14 protein-coding genes and 1 pseudogene are annotated in these 17389 nt (G+C 72.5%); 7 read left to right on the forward strand and 8 right to left on the reverse strand.

Annotation, left to right across the window (positions count from 1 at the left end):
• Positions 1–5: 5 nt before the first annotated feature.
• Positions 6–590 carry an XRE family transcriptional regulator gene (locus tag EI169_RS04925; RefSeq protein ID WP_125131345.1) on the reverse strand — a complete coding sequence of 195 codons (585 nt, stop codon included), beginning with the start codon at positions 588–590 and terminating at the stop codon, positions 6–8.
• Between the two features lie 53 nt (positions 591–643).
• On the opposite strand from EI169_RS04925, the gene EI169_RS04930 reads away from it, so the two are divergent.
• Genes EI169_RS04930 through EI169_RS04940 form a run of 3 tightly spaced genes read left to right on the forward strand, consistent with a single transcriptional unit; the run spans position 644 to position 3404 of the window.
• The gene (locus EI169_RS04930; RefSeq protein ID WP_125131346.1) at positions 644–1966 is read left to right on the forward strand and encodes an FAD-binding oxidoreductase; all 1323 of its coding nucleotides are present in this window, start codon (positions 644–646) and stop codon (positions 1964–1966) included.
• Positions 1963–2757 (forward strand): creatininase family protein, encoded by a 795-nt coding sequence (locus tag EI169_RS04935; RefSeq protein ID WP_125131347.1) that lies wholly within the window; start codon positions 1963–1965, stop codon positions 2755–2757. The genes EI169_RS04930 and EI169_RS04935 overlap by 4 nt, the downstream gene beginning before the upstream one ends.
• The gene (locus EI169_RS04940; RefSeq protein ID WP_125131348.1) at positions 2754–3404 is read left to right on the forward strand and encodes a pyridoxamine 5'-phosphate oxidase family protein; all 651 of its coding nucleotides are present in this window, start codon (positions 2754–2756) and stop codon (positions 3402–3404) included. The genes EI169_RS04935 and EI169_RS04940 overlap by 4 nt, the downstream gene beginning before the upstream one ends.
• 2 nt (positions 3405–3406) lie before the next feature.
• Here the strand turns inward: EI169_RS04940 and EI169_RS04945 are convergent, their stop codons facing one another.
• The 6 genes from EI169_RS04945 to EI169_RS04970 are packed head-to-tail and all read right to left on the reverse strand — an operon-like array spanning position 3407 to position 9864.
• Positions 3407–4183, reverse strand: a complete 777-nt coding sequence (locus EI169_RS04945; RefSeq protein ID WP_125131349.1) for an HpcH/HpaI aldolase/citrate lyase family protein — start codon at positions 4181–4183, stop codon at positions 3407–3409.
• Positions 4168–4953: a fumarylacetoacetate hydrolase family protein gene (locus tag EI169_RS04950; protein WP_125131350.1), complete on the reverse strand. Its 786-nt coding sequence runs from the start codon at positions 4951–4953 to the stop codon at positions 4168–4170. The genes EI169_RS04945 and EI169_RS04950 overlap by 16 nt, the downstream gene beginning before the upstream one ends.
• A 9-nt stretch (positions 4954–4962) precedes the next feature.
• On the reverse strand, positions 4963–6126 hold the full coding sequence (gene hpaD / locus EI169_RS04955) for a 3,4-dihydroxyphenylacetate 2,3-dioxygenase (protein WP_125131351.1): 1164 nt from the start codon (positions 6124–6126) through the stop codon (positions 4963–4965).
• 3 nt (positions 6127–6129) lie between these two features.
• Positions 6130–7647, reverse strand: coding sequence for a 5-carboxymethyl-2-hydroxymuconate semialdehyde dehydrogenase (gene hpaE, locus EI169_RS04960; protein WP_125131352.1), 1518 nt, complete (start codon positions 7645–7647; stop codon positions 6130–6132).
• 22 nt (positions 7648–7669) lie between these two features.
• A complete protein-coding gene (locus EI169_RS04965) occupies positions 7670–8395 on the reverse strand; it encodes a GntR family transcriptional regulator (protein WP_240640640.1) in 726 nt (241 codons plus the stop codon).
• Positions 8392–9864, reverse strand: coding sequence for a fumarylacetoacetate hydrolase family protein (locus tag EI169_RS04970; protein ID WP_125131353.1), 1473 nt, complete (start codon positions 9862–9864; stop codon positions 8392–8394). Before EI169_RS04970 ends, EI169_RS04965 begins: the two co-directional genes overlap by 4 nt.
• 126 nt (positions 9865–9990) lie before the next feature.
• On the opposite strand from EI169_RS04970, the pseudogene EI169_RS04975 reads away from it, so the two are divergent.
• Positions 9991–10866 (forward strand): annotated as a pseudogene (locus EI169_RS04975) (MFS transporter); the annotation flags it as partial.
• A gap of 16 nt (positions 10867–10882) precedes the next feature.
• Here the strand turns inward: EI169_RS04975 and EI169_RS04980 are convergent.
• Positions 10883–12529 (reverse strand): thiamine pyrophosphate-binding protein, encoded by a 1647-nt coding sequence (locus EI169_RS04980; RefSeq protein WP_125131354.1) that lies wholly within the window; start codon positions 12527–12529, stop codon positions 10883–10885.
• 305 nt (positions 12530–12834) lie between these two features.
• On the opposite strand from EI169_RS04980, the gene EI169_RS04985 reads away from it, so the two are divergent.
• From EI169_RS04985 to EI169_RS04995, 3 genes are all read left to right on the forward strand, one after another.
• Positions 12835–14310 carry an aldehyde dehydrogenase family protein gene (locus tag EI169_RS04985; protein ID WP_240640641.1) on the forward strand — a complete coding sequence of 492 codons (1476 nt, stop codon included), beginning with the start codon at positions 12835–12837 and terminating at the stop codon, positions 14308–14310.
• Positions 14311–14585: 275 nt separating this feature from the next.
• Positions 14586–16235: an amidohydrolase gene (locus EI169_RS04990; protein WP_125131355.1), complete on the forward strand. Its 1650-nt coding sequence runs from the start codon at positions 14586–14588 to the stop codon at positions 16233–16235.
• Positions 16236–16332: 97 nt separating this feature from the next.
• Positions 16333–17334, forward strand: coding sequence for a sugar ABC transporter substrate-binding protein (locus EI169_RS04995; protein WP_125131356.1), 1002 nt, complete (start codon positions 16333–16335; stop codon positions 17332–17334).
• Positions 17335–17389 lie beyond the last annotated feature (55 nt).

A 17389-nucleotide genomic window follows, 5' to 3' on the forward strand; every position in this document is an offset into this window, starting at 1 on the left:
CCGCCTCACGCGCGGTGGTCGCGCTCCTTCACGACGAGGACGCGGCACACCGCGTCGCCGACGCTGCGCCACCGATGCCGTGCGCCGCCCTCGTAGTAGACCGAGTCGCCCGCCGAGAGCGTGATCTCGGTGTCGTCGAGCACGACGACGAGCGTGCCCTCCAGGACGTAGGCGAACTCCTCCTCGTCGTGCTGCCACCACGGCCCGGTGTCGTCGAACGGGCCCGTGAAGATCATGGGCACGAACCGCCCGCCCGCCGCCCCCATGACGACCAGCGGCGACGAGCCCGAGTCGACGGGAGCGACCGTGTCGCGCCGGTGCACGTGGTAGCCGCCGTGGGTCATCGCGGGGCGGTCCTCGGTCAGCAGGGCCTGCTGGGTCGTGCCGAGCGCCTGCGCGACGCGGAACAGCGACGCCATGCTGAGCCGCTCGTGACCGCGCTCGACCTGGCTGAGGAACGAGTGCGACAGGCCCGCGCGGCGCGCCGCCTGCGTCAGCGTCATGCCGTGCTCGCGCCGCAGCATCCGGATGCGGGCACCCAGCGCGCGCGCCGACTCGTCGAGATCCGAGGTGTCGGCCGCATCCGTCATGCGTGCAGATTATCGGGCGCGCCGCCGGCGCCCCACGAGGAGAAGGAGAGACCATGACCAGACCCGACTACGCCGCCCTCGAAGCGGAGCTGTCCGGACTGCTCGGCGCGCGCGGCGTCAGCAGCGACATGCGCCAGCGCGAGAAGGCCTCGGTCGACGGCGCTCGCATGTCGCCGATCATCGCCGAGCTGCTGCCCCTCGGGATCGCGGACCTCGTGGCCTTCCCCACGACCGCCGACGAGATCGCCGCGGTCGTCGCCGCGGCCGTGCGCCACGGCGTGCCGATCACGCCGCGCGGTCGCGGCACGGGCAACTACGGCCAGGGGATCCCCATGAGCGGGGGCCTCGTGCTGGACATGTCGCGCGCCCGCACGATCCACGACGTGTCGGAGGGCGCGATCACCGCCGACGCGGGAGCCCCCATGGCCGCGCTCGAGCAGGCCGCGCGCGCGACCGGGCAGCAGCTGTGGATGTACCCCTCGACGGTGCACTCGAGCATCGGCGGTTTCCTCGCGGGCGGGTCGGGCGGCACCGGCACGATCGCCCACGGCAGCAACGACGGCGGCTTCGTCGCGGCGCTGGACGTCGTGACGCCCGCGACCGGCGCCGACATCGCGCACGTCGAGGGCGAGGCCGCCCTCGGATACGTCCACAACTACGGCACCGCGGGCATCATCGTCCGCGCGACGGTGCGGCTCGAGCCGTTGCAGGAGTGGCGGGGGCTCTACGCGTCGTTCCCGGACTTCAGCGGGGCGCTCGCCGTGCTGCGCACGCTCGGACGACTCCAGCCGCTGCCGCGCCTCGTGTCGGCCGACACGCCGCACGTCACCGCGCAGCTTCCGCCCGACCCCGCCTTCCCCGCCGAGCGCAGCTCGCTGCGCATGATCGTCGACGTCGCCGCGCTCGATGAGGCGATCGCGGTCATCGAGGGCGGCGGCGGGCGCATCGAAGACGTCCGCGAGGGCCCGTCGGTGTCGTCGGACATCTCCGTGCTCAGCTACAACCACCCGATCGAGTGGCTGCAGAAATCCGAGCCCGGCGTGTACTTCCACGTCGAGGTCTCGGGCGACGCCCTGGTCGAGCGCATCGACGAGGTGCACGCCGTCTACCCCGGCGGACAGCTCCACATCGAGGCCGGCCACCGCGCGCCGATCGGCATGCTCGCGGGCGTGTACGAGAGCCCCGAAGCCGTGCTCGCGGGCATCGAGCGCCTCGGCGAGCTCGGCGTCGGCGTGCACAACCCGCACCAGTGGAACGTCGACTTCCGCCTCGCCGAGACGGTGGAGCTGGCCGCCCTGACCGACCCCGACGGCCTGCTGAACCCCGGCAAGCTCAATCCCGCCTATGCGGGGCCGACGAAGGGCGCCGTGCGATGACGGCGTTCGTCCCCGCCACCCGGCGCTGGGCCGACCTGTCGGGCCCCGCGCTCGTCGAGGTCACCTCCGACCGCTCGATCGCCGTCATCCCGATCGGCGCGATCGAGCACCACGGCCCGCACCTGCCGCTGCGCACGGACGCGCTCGTCGCGCAGGCGGTGACGGCCGCAGCGGTCGAGCGGGTGGCGGCGGAGGGGATCGACGCGTGGGTGCTGCCGCCGATCGAGTACGCCAAGTCGGACGAGCACCACTGGGCGCCCGGCACGCTGTGGCTCGAGGGGACGACGCTCCTCGAGCAGCTCGTCGAGATCGGCCGGTCCATCTCGTTGACGCCCGTCCGCACGGTCGTCTTCGTCAACGGCCACGGCGGCAACGTCATGCTCCTCGGCTGGGCGAACCGCGAGCTGCGTCGCCGCTTCGGACTGCGCACCTTCAGCATGCCGTCGGGCCTCGGCGGCGCCGCCGACGGCACCGACGGGCGCCCCGACGAGCGCGGGCAGGGCATCCACGCCGGCTACGTCGAGACGAGCGTCGTGATGCACCTCGCGCCAGAGCTCGTCGCGCCCGAGCTGCCGCCGCGGAACGTGCCGGAGAAGATCGCCGCGATGCGGTACATCGGCTTCAACCGCATGCCGGTGATGTTCGGCTGGACGAGCGACGACTTCGGCCCGACGGGGGTCATCGGCGACCCGACGGGCGCCAATGCGGAGGACGGCGGCCGGTTCTTCGAGACGGGGGTCGACTTCGTCAGCGACGCCCTGCGGGAGATCGACCGGTTCGAGTTCGCATGAGCGTGCGTCGGCCGTCGCCCACGCGCACCGTCCAGGTGCAGGCGCCCGTCATCGATCATGCGACCGATCCCGTGCACGGCCCCGCACTCGCCGACGCGCCCGAGCCGCTCGCGCGCGACTGGCTGCCGGCGGAGGGGGAGGAGCGCATGCTCATGACCCTCGCCACCGTCGGGCGCGACGGCTTCCCGAGCACACGCACCGTGATGCTGTCGGACTTCGACGGCGGCCGGTTCCACTTCCATACCGACACGCGCAGTCGCAAGGTCGCCGACCTGCGGGCCGACCCGCGCGTCGCGCTGACGCTCCTGTGGCCGGCGTTCACCCGGCAGCTCGTCGTGCAGGGCACGGCGCTGCCGGTGACTCCCGACGAGGCGGCCGACGCCTATGCGCGCCGCTCGGCGTACCTCCGCCAGCTCGCGTGGGTGAACGACACCACGATGGCGCGGCGGCCGCTGCGCGCGAGGGAGGAGCGGTGGACCCAGTTCGCGGTGGAGCATCCGGAGCCCGAGCCGCCCGACACGTGGGTGGGGTATGCGGTCCGCCCGCACCGCTACGTCTTCTGGGTGTCGCATCCGGCCGCGCCCAGCCGCCGGCTCGAGTTCGTGCGCGCGCCCGGCGGGTGGCGCCGCAGCGTCCTGCCGGGCTGACGTCAGGCGGGGGACCAGCGGGCGGCGAGCACTTCGGAGCCGCGCGCGAGGAGGGTCACATCGGCGCCGACGAGCACGAACGACGCCCCCGCGTCGAGGTAGGCCTGCGCCGCGTCGGGGTCGAACGCGTTGACGCCGACCGGCGTGCCCGCGGCCCGCACGGCGTCGAACGCCCGCCGGACGGCCGCGACGACGTCCGGGTGCGTCTGCTGCCCGAGCAGGCCCATCGAGGCGGCGAGGTCGCTCGGGCCGACGAAGACGCCGTCGACGCCGTCGACCGCGGCGATCTCGCCGGCCGCCTCGACCGCGGCGGCGGTCTCGACCTGCACGAAGAGCGACACATGCTCGTCGGCGGTGGCGAGGTAGTCGTCGACGCGGTTCCATCGGCCCGAGCGCGCGAGCGCCGAGCCGACGCCGCGCACGCCGCGCGGCGGGTAGCGCACCGCCGCGACGAGCTCCCGCGCCTGCGCGGCCGAGTCGACCATCGGCACGAGCACGTTCTGCGCGCCGACGTCGAGCACCTGTTTGAGCGTCACGGTGTCGCCGATCGGCACGCGCACCATGGGCGTCGCGGAGGTGCCCGCCACCGCCTGCAGCTGGGCGAGCACCGACTCGAGGCCGTTCGGCGAGTGCTCCATGTCGATGAGCACCCAGTCGGTGCCGGAGCCGGCCACGATCTCCGCGACGAGGGGGCTGCCCGAGCACACCCACAGGCCCGCGAGCGGGCGGGATGCGGCGGCGAGGCGCTCGCGGAAGGTGGGGGTCAGACGAAGCGGCATGTGATCACTCCCATGGGTCCGTAGTCGCAGCGCACCTCGTCGCCGGCGTGCACCCACATCGGTCGGGTGAACGACCCGGCGAGGATGATCTCCCCCGCCTCCAGGCGCGCGCCGTGCTGGGCGACCTTGTTCGCCAACCATGCCACGCCGGTCGCCGGATGCCCGAGCACCCCCGCCGCGACGCCGGTCTCCTCGATCTCGCCGTTGCGGGAGAGCACGCCCGGCACCCAGCGCAGGTCGATCTCGTCGGGGCGCTTGTGCACGTCGCCGAGGATCATCGCGCCGTAGGCGGCGTTGTCGCTGATCGTGTCGACGATCGTGCGGCCCTCCAGCTCGATGTGCGAGTTGAGCACCTCGAGCGCCGGCACGGCGTAGTCGATCGCGGCGAGGGCGTCCTCGAGCGTGCAGCCGGGGCCGGTGAGGGGCTCCTTCAGCACGAAGGCGAGCTCGACCTCGATGCGCACGTTCGAGAACTGCGACGCGTCGATGTCGTCGCCCGAGCGGTACACGGTGTCATCGAACATGACGCCGTAGTCGGGCTCGGTGATGCCGGTGGCCTGCTGCATCGCCTTGGACGTGAGCCCGATCTTCCGCCCGACGAGCCGGCGCCCCGCGGCGATGCTCTTGTCGCGCCAGACGCCCTGGATCGCGTACGAGTCCTCGACCGTCGCATCCGGGTGGCGTGCGGTGATGCGCGGGATGATCCCCTTCGTGCGATCGGCCTCGGCGAGCTCGTCGGCGATCCCGGCGATGACCTCGGGTGGCAGCATCCGTTCCTCCTAGAGCTGGTGGCCGAGCTTGTACTCGCCCTGCTTGTACTCGGGCATCGGGGCCTCGTCGTCCGGGCGCGTGTACGAGAACCCGTCGGCGCCGATCGTGACGGCCATCTCCGAGTCGTCGGTGCGCGCGCGGACGGGTTGCGGCTGCCCGTCGAGGTCGAGCACGAGCGAGCCCTCGGTGTACCACGACGGCACGACAGGGTTGCCCCACCAGTCCCGGCGCTGGTTGTCGTGCACGTCCCACGTGATGACGGGGTTGTCGGGATCGCCGGTGTAGTAGTCCTGCGTGTACACCTCGACGCGGTGCCCGTCGGGGTCGCGCAGGTAGAGGTAGAAGGCGTTGCTGACGCCGTGGCGACCGGGACCGCGCTCGATCGCATCCGACCGGCGGAGCGCGCCGAGCTTGTCGCAGATGGCGAGGATGTTGTGCTTCTCGTGCGTCGCGAAGCACACGTGGTGCATGCGGGGGCCGTCGCCGCCGGTCATCGCGGTGTCGTGGACGGTGGGTTTGCGCCGCATCCACGCGGCGTAGACGGTGCCCTCCTCGTCCTGGATGTCCTCGGTGACGCGGAAGCCGAGCGACTGCATGAAGTTCACCGCGCGCGGCACGTCGGGCGTGATCTGGTTGAAGTGGTCCAGACGCACGAGCTCGCCGGGGCTGTGGAGGTCGTAGCGCCACGAGAGCCGCTCCTGGTGCGCGGTGGCGTGGAAGAACTCGATCGGGAAGCCGAGCGGATCGACGACGCGCACCGCGTCGCCGACGCCCTTCACGAAGCCGTCGGGGTTGCGGCGGACATCGCAGCCGAGCTCGGTGTAGAACGCGACCGCCGTGTCGAGATCGTCCGCCGAGCGCACGCGGTAGGAGAACGCGGCGACCGCGGCGACCGGGCCCTTCCGCAGGACGAGGTTGTGGTGGATGAACTCCTCGGTCGAGCGGAGGTAGATCGCCTCGTCGTCCTCCTCGGTGACGTGCAGCCCCAGGATGTCGACGTAGAACTGCCGCGACGCGACGAGGTCGGTGACGACGAGCTCCATGTAGGCGCAGCGCAGGATATCGGGCGCGGGGACGGACGGCGTGGGGATCGGGTCGCCGGTGCGGATCGGCGACTCCTGCGACACGAAGAAGCCGGAGGAGGTGCGGGTCATCTCACTGCGAGCGGTCATGCGTCAGGCCTCCTTGCCGAACGTGGGGTTGTGGACCTTGCCGAGCGTGATGTGCACGGCCTGCTGGTCGGTGTAGAAGTCGATCGAGCGGTACCCGCCCTCGTGGCCGAGGCCCGACGCCTTCACCCCGCCGAAGGGCGTGCGGAGGTCCCGCACGTTATTGGAGTTCAGCCACACCATGCCCGCCTCGACGGCCTGGGCGAAGTTGTGTGCGCGCGTGAGGTCGTTCGTCCACACGTACGCCGCGAGGCCGTACTTCGTGTCGTTGGCGAGGGTGAGCGCCTCGTCCTCGGTGTCGAACGGCGTGATCGCGACCACCGGGCCGAAGATCTCCTCCTGGAAGATCCGCGCGTCGGGGGCGACGTCGGCGAAGACGGTGGGCGCGACGTAGTTGCCGGTCGGGAAGCCGTCGGGGCGGCCGCCGCCGGCGACCAGACGCCCCTCGGACTTGCCGATCTCGATGTACGACATCACCTTGTCGTAGTGCTCGGGGTGCACGAGGGCGCCGACCTCGGTCGCCGGGTCCTGCGGGTCGCCGACGACGACGCGCTTGGCCTGCGCCGCATAGCGCTCGACGAACTCGTCGTACACGGAGCGCTCGACGAGGATGCGGCTGCCCGCCGTGCAGCGCTCGCCGTTGAGGGAGAAGACGCCGAAGATCGTCGCGTCGATCGCCGCGTCGAGATCGGCGTCGGCGAACACGATCGCGGGCGACTTGCCGCCCAGCTCCATCGACAGGCCCTTCAGGTGCGGCGCGGCGTTGGCGAAGATGATCTGCCCGGTGCGGCTCTCGCCCGTGAACGAGATGAGCGGCACGTCGGGATGCTTCACGAGCGCGTCGCCCGCCTCCTCGCCGAGTCCGTTCACGAGGTTGAACACGCCTTGCGGCAGTCCCGCCTCCTCGAAGATGCCCGCCCACAGCGATGCCGACAGCGGCGTGAACTCGGCGGGCTTGAGCACGACGGTGTTGCCGGTCGCGAGGGCCGGGCCCAGCTTCCACGACTCGAGCATGAACGGCGTGTTCCACGGCGTGATGAGGCCCGCGACGCCGATCGGCTTGCGGTTGACGTAGTTGATCTGGCGTCCGGGCACCTTGAAGGTGTCGTCAGACTGCGCCACGATCAGGTCGGCGAAGAAGCGGAAGTTCTCCGCGGCGCGCCGCGCCTGTCCGAGCGCCTGGGTGATGGGCAAGCCCGAGTCGAAGCTCTCCAGCTCGGCCAGGCGCGCGTCGCGGGACTCGACGATGTCCGCGATGCGGTGCAGGATCCGGGAGCGCTCGCGCGGCAGCATCCGCGGCCACGGCCCGTCGGTGAACGCCCGGCGCGCGGCGGCGACGGCTCGGTCGATGTCGGCCGCGGTGCCGGCGGCGGCCTGCAGGTACGTCTCGTTCGTGACGGGATCGAGCACGTCGAACGTGCCGCCGTCGACCGAATCGACGAACGCGCCGTCGATGTAGTGCTGGATGCGCGTGGGCAGATCGGCCGGCACGTGCCGGGCCGACGTCGTCGCTGTCGTGCTCATGGAGTGCTCCTTCGGAAGCGGATCAGAACGCGGGGAGGCCGAGCGCCTCGTCGGGGTGCTCGTGGATCATGTAGGCGTCGAGGGTGGCGGAGCGGTGCCGGCGGGAGGCCTTCTCGATCTCGCCGAGGGGCGCGCCGGTCTCGATCAGCCGCAGGATGTTCTCGTGCTCGCGGACGGACTCGGCGGCTCGGCCCGGCACGAAGCTGAAGGTCGAGTCGCGCAAGTGGCCGAGCCGCGCCCACTCGGCGCGGACGAGCTCGAGCATGCGCGGATTCGCGCACCGCTCGAAGAGGATCGCGTGAAACTCCTGGTTCAGCGCGGTGAAGGCGCGGGGGTCGAAGTGGTCGAGCGTCTCGACCATGAGGTCGTTCACGGCGCGGGCGCGACGGATGTCGTCGGCCGTGAGCGCGCGCGCCGACAGCGCGGTCGCGGCGCCCTCGAGGATGCTCAGGCTCTGCATGCTGAAGCGGTACTGCGAGTCGTCGACCATCGACACGCGCGCGCCGACATTGCGCTCGAACATGACGAGCCCCTCGGCCTCGAGCTGCCGGATCGCCTCGCGCACGGGTACGACGCTCATGTCGAGCTCGCCGGCGATCGTGCCGAGCACCAGGCGGTACCCGGGGGTGAACTCCTGGCTCGCGATGCGCTCCTTGATCCACCGGTAGGCGCGCTGCGACTTGCTCAGCGTCGTGTCGCCCGGTCCCTGAGCCTGTCGATGGGGTCCCTGAGCCTGTCGAAGGGTCATCGCGCACCCCGCTCCGCCGCGTACCGCGCGCGCCACGCGGCGTTCATCGGGAACAGGCCGTCCACCGGGTGCCCCTCCCGCACGCGGTCGGCGATCCACGCGTCCTCGTCCTCCTGGGCGAGGGCGGCGTCGACGACCTCGTCGACGATGCCGCGCGGCACGACGATCACGCCGTCGCCGTCGCCCACGATGACATCGCCCGGCTCGACGGTCGTGCCGCCGCATCCGATCGCGACATCGGTCTCCCACGGCACGTGCCGGCGTCCGAGGACCGCCGGGTGCGGGCCGGCCGTGAACACGGGAATGCCGACGGCCGCCACGGCGTCGGCGTCGCGGACGCCGCCGTCGGTCACGATGCCGGCCGCGCCGCGTGCGTGCGCCCGCAGCGCGAGGATGTCGCCGAGGGTGCCCGATCCGGTCTCGCCGCGCGCCTCGATCACGATGACCTCGCCCTCGCCGACGGCGTCGAACGCGCGCTTCTGCGCGTTGAACCCGCCGCCGCGGGCGGCGAACAGGTCTTCGCGGTGGGGCACGAAGCGCAGCGTCCGGGCGGTGCCGGCGAGCCTCGCGCCCGGATGCAGCGGGCGCACGCCATCGATCGTGACGTCGTTCAGGCCCCGTTTGCGCAGCTGGGCCGAGAGGGCGGCGACGGGCACACGCTCCAGGCGCGCGCGCAAGTCGGGGGAGAGGCCCGTGCCACCGGTGCCGATGCCCGCGAGCTCGCGCGACCCGTACGCCTCGATGCGCTGCGTGTCGTCGGCGGCCGGGAGCGATCCGAGCGCGGGATCGAACGGGACGGACCCCTGCGTCACGTGCGTGCGCAGCCGGCCGGTCGAGCGGCCGCCCGCGTCGACCTGCACCTCCACCACGTCGCCCGGCTGCACGACGGTCGAGCCGGCGGGGGTGCCGGTGAGGATCACGTCGCCCGTCTCGAGCGTGAAGTGCTGCGACAGGTCGGCGACGATCCGCGCGAGCGGGAAGAGGAGTCCGGCCGTCGTGTCGTCCTGCGCGATGTCGCCGTTGACCCACGTGCGCAGGCGGATGGCCGCGGGATCGACGTCGTCGGCGGCGATGAGCGCGGGGCCGATCGGCGTGTAGCCGTCGCCGCCCTTCGAGCGCACGTTGGAGCCCTTGTCGTTCGCGCGGAGGTCGTACAGGCCGAAATCGTTGGAGGCCGTGACGGCGGCGACGTGCGACCACGCCGCATCCGGGCTCACGCGTCGCGCCGGCTCGCCGATCACGAGAGCGATCTCGCCCTCGAAGGCGAGCAGCTCCGTGCCGGCGGGACGCTCGATGTCGGCTCCGGAGGGGGCGAGCGAGCTCGAGGGCTTGAAGAAGTACGACGGTGCCGCGGGCCGGCGGCCGCGCTGGTCGGCGCGCGAGCCGTACGACAGGTGGACGGCGACGATCTTGCCCGGGCGCGCGCCGAGGACGGCGAACCGCGGGTCGGTCGTGTCGGTCGAGGTCATCCGAGCTCCTTCGCTCTTGCGTCGTATCCGAAATCATATATGATCCTGAACCGCGGAGGCAACGCACCTCCGGATCCCGCCGGCAGCGATGCCGAGCGAGAGACGACGTCGTCACGAGGAGCACCCACGGTCGAGTGGTACGACTTCTTCCTGTACGCCTGGGCGGCCGGCCTCGTCTTCGGGCAGCTGTTCTTCGCGCCCGCCGGCCCCGGCTTCGCGCAGCTGCTGGCTTTCCTCACGGTCGGCATCAGCTTCCTCTTCCGCCCGCTCGGCGCGTTCCTCGCCGGGCACCTGGGCGACAAGCACGGCCGCCGGGTCGTGCTCATGCTGACCCTCGTCCTCATGGGCGCCGCGACGACGCTCGTGGGCCTGCTGCCCACGTTCGACGTGATCGGCGTCGCGGCGCCGATCCTGCTGATCGTGCTGCGCATCCTGCAGGGGATCTCCGCCGGCGGCGAGTGGGGCGGCGCCGTGCTCATGGCCGTCGAGCACGCCCCCAAGACCAAGCGCAGCCTCTTCGGCGCGTCGCCGCAGCTGGGCGTGCCGCTCGGGCTGCTGCTGGCCAGCGGCATGCTCGCGCTCATGGCCGTGATCGCGCCGGGCGACGCGTTCCTCGCGTGGGGCTGGCGCATCCCGTTCCTGCTGTCGTTCGTGCTGATCCTCATCGGCTACTACGTGCGCCGCCGGGTCGAGGAGAGCCCCGTCTTCGTCGAGCTCGCCGAGCGCAAGGAGCGCTCGCGCATGCCGATCGTGCAGCTGTTCCGCACGCACCTGCTGCTCGTGATCGTGGCCGCGCTCGTCTTCGCCGGCAACAACGCCGTCGGCTACATGACGACGGGCGGCTACATCCAGCGCTACGCGACCGACCCGGCCGGGCCTGTGGCCCTGCCGACCGCCGACGTGCTCGGCGCCGTGACGATCTCGGCCGTGTCGTGGCTCGTGTTCACCTGGCTCGCGGGATGGATCGGTGACCCGATCGGACGCCGCCGCATCCGCTCCACCGGGGCGGATGCGGCGGCTACTGCCGCGCGATCTCCTCCCAGTACGGTGCCACGACCGCGCCGCTGACCCGCAGGTCGAGGAGGAGGAACGGTCGCGCGTCGGCGGGCCGGGCCATCCACGCCGCGAGGGCGTGCAGGTCGGCGACCTCGCGCACCACGACGCCCTCCGCACCGAGGCCCGACGCCAGCGCCGCGAAGTCGATCTCGGGGATGAGCATGGGCTCGCGCGCGAGCCCCTTCGCGCCGTAGTTGAGCACCTCGGCCCCGTACTGCGCGTCGTTCCACACCACCGCGATGCCGCGGCCGCCGGAGACGCGGGTCGCCGTCTCGAGGTCGGCGAGCGCCATGAGACCGCCGCCGTCGCCCGTCGTGAGCACGATCGTCGCGTCGGGGCGGGCCACGGCCGCGCCGGGCATGCTCGGCAGGCCCAGGCCGATCGACTGGTAGGCCGTTCCGACCATGATCATGCGGTCGGGGGAGGCGACGGGCCAGTACATGTTCGCCCAGCCGAGGAAGTGCCCGCCGTCCGAGACGACCACGCGGTCGTCGGGGAGGAGCTCGGCGATGCGCTCGGCGGCGCTGCGCGGGTCCATGCGGCCGTCGGGGCCGACGCCGTGCCCGGGCTCCTGCCGCCGCGCGGCGGGGACGTCGACCGAGGCGGCCCAGCCCGACGGCGCGGCGCCGCGCTCGACGAGGCGCCGCACGAGCCCGACGGCCGCCTCGGCGGCGTCGGCGCGGACGTACCCGCCGACGTTCGGATGCGTCGCGGTGGGCGCGAGATCGACCTGGAACACGCGCGTGCCCGGCGCGAACAGCTCGCCGAAGCGCATCGTGAACTGGTTCAGCGACGCCCCGAAGACGACGGCGACATCGGCCTCGCGCACGAGCGCCATCGCGCCCGGCGCGCCGAACCCGCCGGCCACGCCGAGGTCGCTCGCGGGGTCGGGGAAGAGGCCGCGACCGAGCGCGGAGGTCGCGGTGAGCGCGCCGGTGAGCGCGGCGAGCTCGCCGAGGGCGGGGCCGGCGCCGGCGAGCCACGCCCCCCGGCCGCCCAGCAGCAGCGGGCGCCGCGCGGCGGCGAGCGCGTCGGCGATCTCGTCGAGTCGCGCGTCGGCGAAGGAGGAGAGGGCCGGATGCTCCGGCACCGACACGGGCTCGAACAGCGCCGGGAGGGGACCCGCCTCCCGCGTCGCGACGTCGTACGGGATGCCGAGCACGACGGGGAGGCGGTAGGTGCGCGCGTGCTCGACGGCGATGACGACGGTGGCCGCCGCATCCCGGTGCCCGACGGTGTAGGTGCGTGCGCCGACCGCGGAGGCGAGCGCGATCTGGTCGACGCCCCATGGGCGCGGGCCCGATGTCGGCTCGTCGCCGACGATGAGGACGAGCGGCGTGCGCGCCTGCACGGCCTCGGCGAGCGCTGTCAGCGTGTTCGTGAACCCCGCTCCGTACGTCGCGGTGGCCCCGGCGATGCGCCCGGACGCGCGGTAGTGGGCGTCGGCGGCGGCCACTCCGGCGGCCTCGTGGCGCACGGCGACGAAGCCGGCGTCGGTGTCGCGGTCGAGGGCGTCGAGGAAGTAGGCGTTGCCGTTGCCCATGACGCCGAACACGGTGTCGAGGTGGCGGGCGAGGGTCGCGGCGACGTGGGCGGAGACGGTGGGCATGGCGACGCCTTTCGAGACGGGACGGAGGGATGCCGTATGTGTCTCGCGCTGTCCGCGCTCCGTGCCCATTTTTCGAGCAGCGACGCACGACCCCGTGCGCCTGACGCATCGAGTATAGGGGCGGCGTCGACGTCTCGCGCGACGCGGGGCGTCCGCGGCGCGGGCGGTCGGTCGGGGCCGGGCACGAACCGGGCGCGGCCGGTCTAGGGGCGCGCGCGGGGGGACAAGCGTCGACGGCGCGGCGGGCGGAGGCTGACGGAACGGGCCCCGCGAGACGGCCCGGGACACGAACCGAAGGAGCAACGATGTCCGACCCCACCCCCGCCCTCGCCGATCCCGGGATCGACGCTGAGGTGTCGACCGCCGCGGCCGACGCCGACGACAGCGCCCTGCTCGCCCGCGTGCAGGCACCGGAGGGGGAGGGCCGCGAGATCCCAGATGCCGCGACCCGCGAGGTGATCGGACGCGCGCCCGTGCACACCGCCGCCGATGTCGACGACGCCGTCGCGCGTGCCCGTGCCGCGCAGCCGGCGTGGGATGCGCGCGGACACGACGAACGCAGCGGTCTGCTGATGGCCGCGGCCGACCGCATCGAGGCGCACGCCGAAGCGCTCGCGCGCCTGCTTTCGCGCGAGCAGGGCAAGCCCCTCGACGGCCCCAACGCCCGCTTCGAGGTGGGCGCGTGCGCCGCGTGGCTCCGCGCCACGGCGGCCACCGCGCTGAACCCCGAGGTCGTCGTGGACGACGGCGAGGTGCACGCCGAGCTCCACTACCGGGCGCTCGGCGTCGTCGCCGCGGTGGGCCCCTGGAACTGGCCCATGATGATCACCGTGTGGCAGGTCGCCCCCGCGCTGCGGATGGGCAACACCGTCGTGGTCAAGCCCAGCGAATACACCCCGCTCAGCGTGCTGGCCCTCGTCGACGTCATCAACGAGGTGCTGCCCGACGATGTGCTCATCGCCGTCTCCGGCGACCGCGATGCCGGCGCCCGCCTGACCGCCCACCCCGATGTCGACAAGGTCATGTTCACCGGCTCCACGGCCACGGGGCGGAAGATCATCGAGAGCTCCGCCGGCAACCTCGCCCGCCTGACGCTCGAGCTCGGCGGCAACGACGCCGGCATCGTGCTGCCCGACGTCGACCCCGCGGCCATCGCCGAGGGGCTGTTCTGGGGCGCGTTCCTCAACACCGGCCAGACGTGCGCCGCGCTCAAGCGCCTGTATGTGCACGACGACGTCTACGACGCCGTGGTCGAGGCGCTGGCGGGGTACGCCGCGCACGTCCCGATGGGACGCGGCCTCGACGAGGGCACGGTGCTCGGACCGCTGCAGAACAAGCAGCAGTTCGACATCGTCGACCGTCTCGTCCAGGATGCCAAGGCCGCCGGCGGACGCGTCGTGCTCGGCGGCGAGCCGGCCGCCGACCTCGGCGAGCTGTTCTACCGCACGACGATCGTCGCCGACGTCACCGACGGCGTCGCCCTCGTCGATGAGGAGCAGTTCGGCCCGGCGCTCCCCGTCATCCGATACAGCGACGTCGAGGATGCCATCGCCCGGGCGAACGGCCTCGACGTCGGCCTTGGCGCCTCGGTGTGGTCGCGCGACCGCGAGGCCGCGCGCAAAGTGGCGTCGCGCCTGCAGGCCGGCACGGTGTGGATCAACTCGCACGGCGGTGTGCACCCGCTCATTCCGTTCGGGGGCGTGAAGGGCTCGGGCTACGGCCTCGAGTTCGGCGTCGAGGGGCTGAAGGCCCTCGGCGTCCCCCAGGTGATCAACGGCTGAGCGCCAGGAGCGTTCACACGCGGGGTGACGGCGGGGCCGGCAGCGGTGACGGCGGCAGACGCCGGGTCGTGCGTCGACCGTCAACGTGGGGGCATCCCTGGTCAAGCCGCGGCCGGCGGATGCGCGAAGGATGTTCTCACCCGCCCTCAGAGCCCCCGGCCACCCGGCACACCCGCCTCCGCACCGCCGCTCCACCGCACGCACCCGGATGAGACAACCCCGCACCCGCCCGCACCGGAGTCCTTCCCGACTCCGCCCGACCCCCGGGAGACCCCATGACCGTCGCCGACCTCATCCTGAAGGGCGCCGTCGTGCACACAGCCGATCGTTCCCGGCCCCGCGCGACCGCGCTCGCCGTGGCCGACGGTCGCCTCCTCGCCGTCGGCACCGAGGAGGAGGTGCTGGCCACCGCCGGACCCGCGACCCAGGTGCGCGACCTCGACGGCGCGACTGTCATCCCCGGCCTCGTCGACGTGCACAACCACCACCTGATGGCGGGCGAGGCCGACCTCTTCCAGCTCGCCTTCTCGCCCACGGCCGGTCTCGACGAGGTCCTCGAGGCCGTCCGCGCCTGGGCCGCCGGGCTCGGCCCCGACGAGTGGGTGGTCGGCGAGGCCTTCGGCAGCGTCCTGCTCGACGACTTCGCCCGCGCCGAGACCCGCGCGCGCTTCGATGAGGCCGCCGGCGGGCGCCCGGTCGTACTCACCGACGACAGCCACCACAACCGCTTCGCCAACTCGGCCGCGCTGGCGGCAGCCGGCATCCGGTCGGACACCCCCGATCCCGCCCAGGGCCGTATCGTCCGCGACCCCGAGACGGGCGAGCCGACGGGCCTGCTCATGGAGTCGGCGACCCTGCCGGTCACCGAGGCCCTCGACCGGAACCTCGCCCGCACCCCCGAGCGCTACCGCCGCGCGAGCGCGCGCGCCATCGACATCCTGCACTCGTTCGGGATCACCGCGTTCCAGGATGCCGCCGCCACCGTCGACATCATGCGCGCGCTGCGTGATCTCGACGTCGACGGCGACCTGCACGCCTGGGTGGTCACTTCGCTGCTGTCCAGCGAGTTCCTCTTCGCGAACACCCCCGTGGGCGACGACCTCGTCGCCCAGCGCGAGGCGTTCCGCACCGAGCGCCACCGCCCCGACTTCGTGAAGGTCGCGCTCGACGGCGTGCCGCCCACGCACACCGGCGCCTTCCTCACCCCGTATCTGCCGACTCCCGAGCACGGCCACGCGCACTGCGGCGTCACCACCATGGCCCCGGGCGAGCTGACCGACTGGCTCACGCGCACCGCCGCCCAGGGCCTGGGCGCGAAGATCCACTGCACCGGCGACGCGGCCGTGCGCGTCGCGCTCGACGCGATCGCGGTGGTCCGCGCCGGCGGCGACTCGAGCACCCGCTACCAGATCGCGCACGGACAGTTCGTGCACCCCGACGACCGGCACCGCTTCGTCGACCTCGACGTGTCGGCCGACATCTCGCCGTTCCTGTGGTTCCCGGGCGTGATCCCGGATGCCATCGCCCAGGTGCGCCCCGAGCCCGAGGCCACGCACTTCCAGCCCAACCGCGATCTCATGGACCGGGGCGTGCTCGTCGCGGGCGGCTCGGACTGGCCGGTGAGCGTCTCGCCGAACCCGTGGGAGGGCATCCAGGGACTCGTCACGCGCGCCGACCCGCTCGGCCGCGCCCCCGGGACCCTGTGGCCCGAGCAGGCGTTGACGCTCGAGGAGGCGTTCGAGGTCTTCACCGTCAACGCGGCCACCGCGATGGGACTCGGCGAGGTGACGGGATCGCTCGCCGCGGGCAAGTCCGCCGATTTCGTCGTGCTCGACCAGGACCCCTTCGCGGTCGACATCGAGCGCGTCGTGCACACGCACGCGGTCGAGACGTGGTTCGCCGGCCGACGCGTCTTCGGCGGCTGAACACCGACCTCCGGCATCCTCTTGCCGGACCCCGCTTCCCCCCACCACTCCCTTCCCGCACCACCCGACACCGCACCACTTCACCGCAAGGAGCATCATGAAGCGCAGTCTCCGCCTGACCGCCCTGGCCTCGATCGCCATCGCCGGTCTCGCTCTCTCGGCGTGCAGCACCACAGCCGCCGACGACGCTGGCTCGGGCGCCTCCGCCCCCGCCGAACGCGGGCCGGTCAAGAAGATCCTGTTCGACTACCCCTTCACGGCCCTGCCCGTCTACGGCGCCATCGTCAACATCGTCGAGGCCCGCGCCGCCGAGAAAGGCGTCGAGGTCACCTTCACGAACGACGAGATGGACCTGCAGAAGCAGGTCAGCCAGCTCACGTCGAACCTCAGCAGCGACGTCGACGCGGTCGTGTCGTTCCCTGTCGACCCGGCGAGCCTCGAGTCGATCGCCCAGCAGTACCGCGACGCCGGCAAATACTGGGTCACCTACGGCGGCGACATGACGAACCAGGATGCCACCCTGCAGTTCAGCTTCTACCAGTCGGGCTACGACCTCGGGAAGAACGCCGCGGAGTGGGCGCTCCAGAACGTCGGATCGGATGCCGAGGTCATCGTGCTGAGCGAGACCGAGCGGCAGATCGGCCAGGAGCGCACGCAGGGCCTGCTCGACGGCCTGAAGGAGACGGGCCCCGACCTGCAGATCGTCGGTGAGCAGCAGGCCGTGACCCCCGACGACGGGCTGTCGGTCACCACGACCCTGCTCGCGCAGCACCCAAACGCCAACGTGGTCGTCTCGGCCGTGGGCGACGCCGCGCAGGGCGCGTACCAGGCGCTCGTCGCCGCGGGCCGCCCCGAGAACGACGCGAAGACCTACGTCGGCGGCCTCGACCCCAACCTGTTCCTGCTGCAGAAGATGAAGGACGGCAACTTCTTCCGCGCCGCGACGTACTTCTCGCTCAAGGATCTCGTCGACAACGTGATCGACATCCCTGTCGCCCTCGGCGAGGGGAAGACGGATGCCAGCGTCGATCTCCCCGTCACCGTCGTCACGGTCGACGACCCCAACCTGTCGAGCTACATCACCGAGCTCGGCGGCTGACCGCCCGGCGGGGGCGGGGTGACCCGCCCCCGCCGCCGATCCGACAGAACGGACA

It is taken from the genome of Microbacterium sp. 10M-3C3 (assembly GCF_003931875.1).
Classification (GTDB): Bacteria; Actinomycetota; Actinomycetes; order Actinomycetales; family Microbacteriaceae; genus Microbacterium.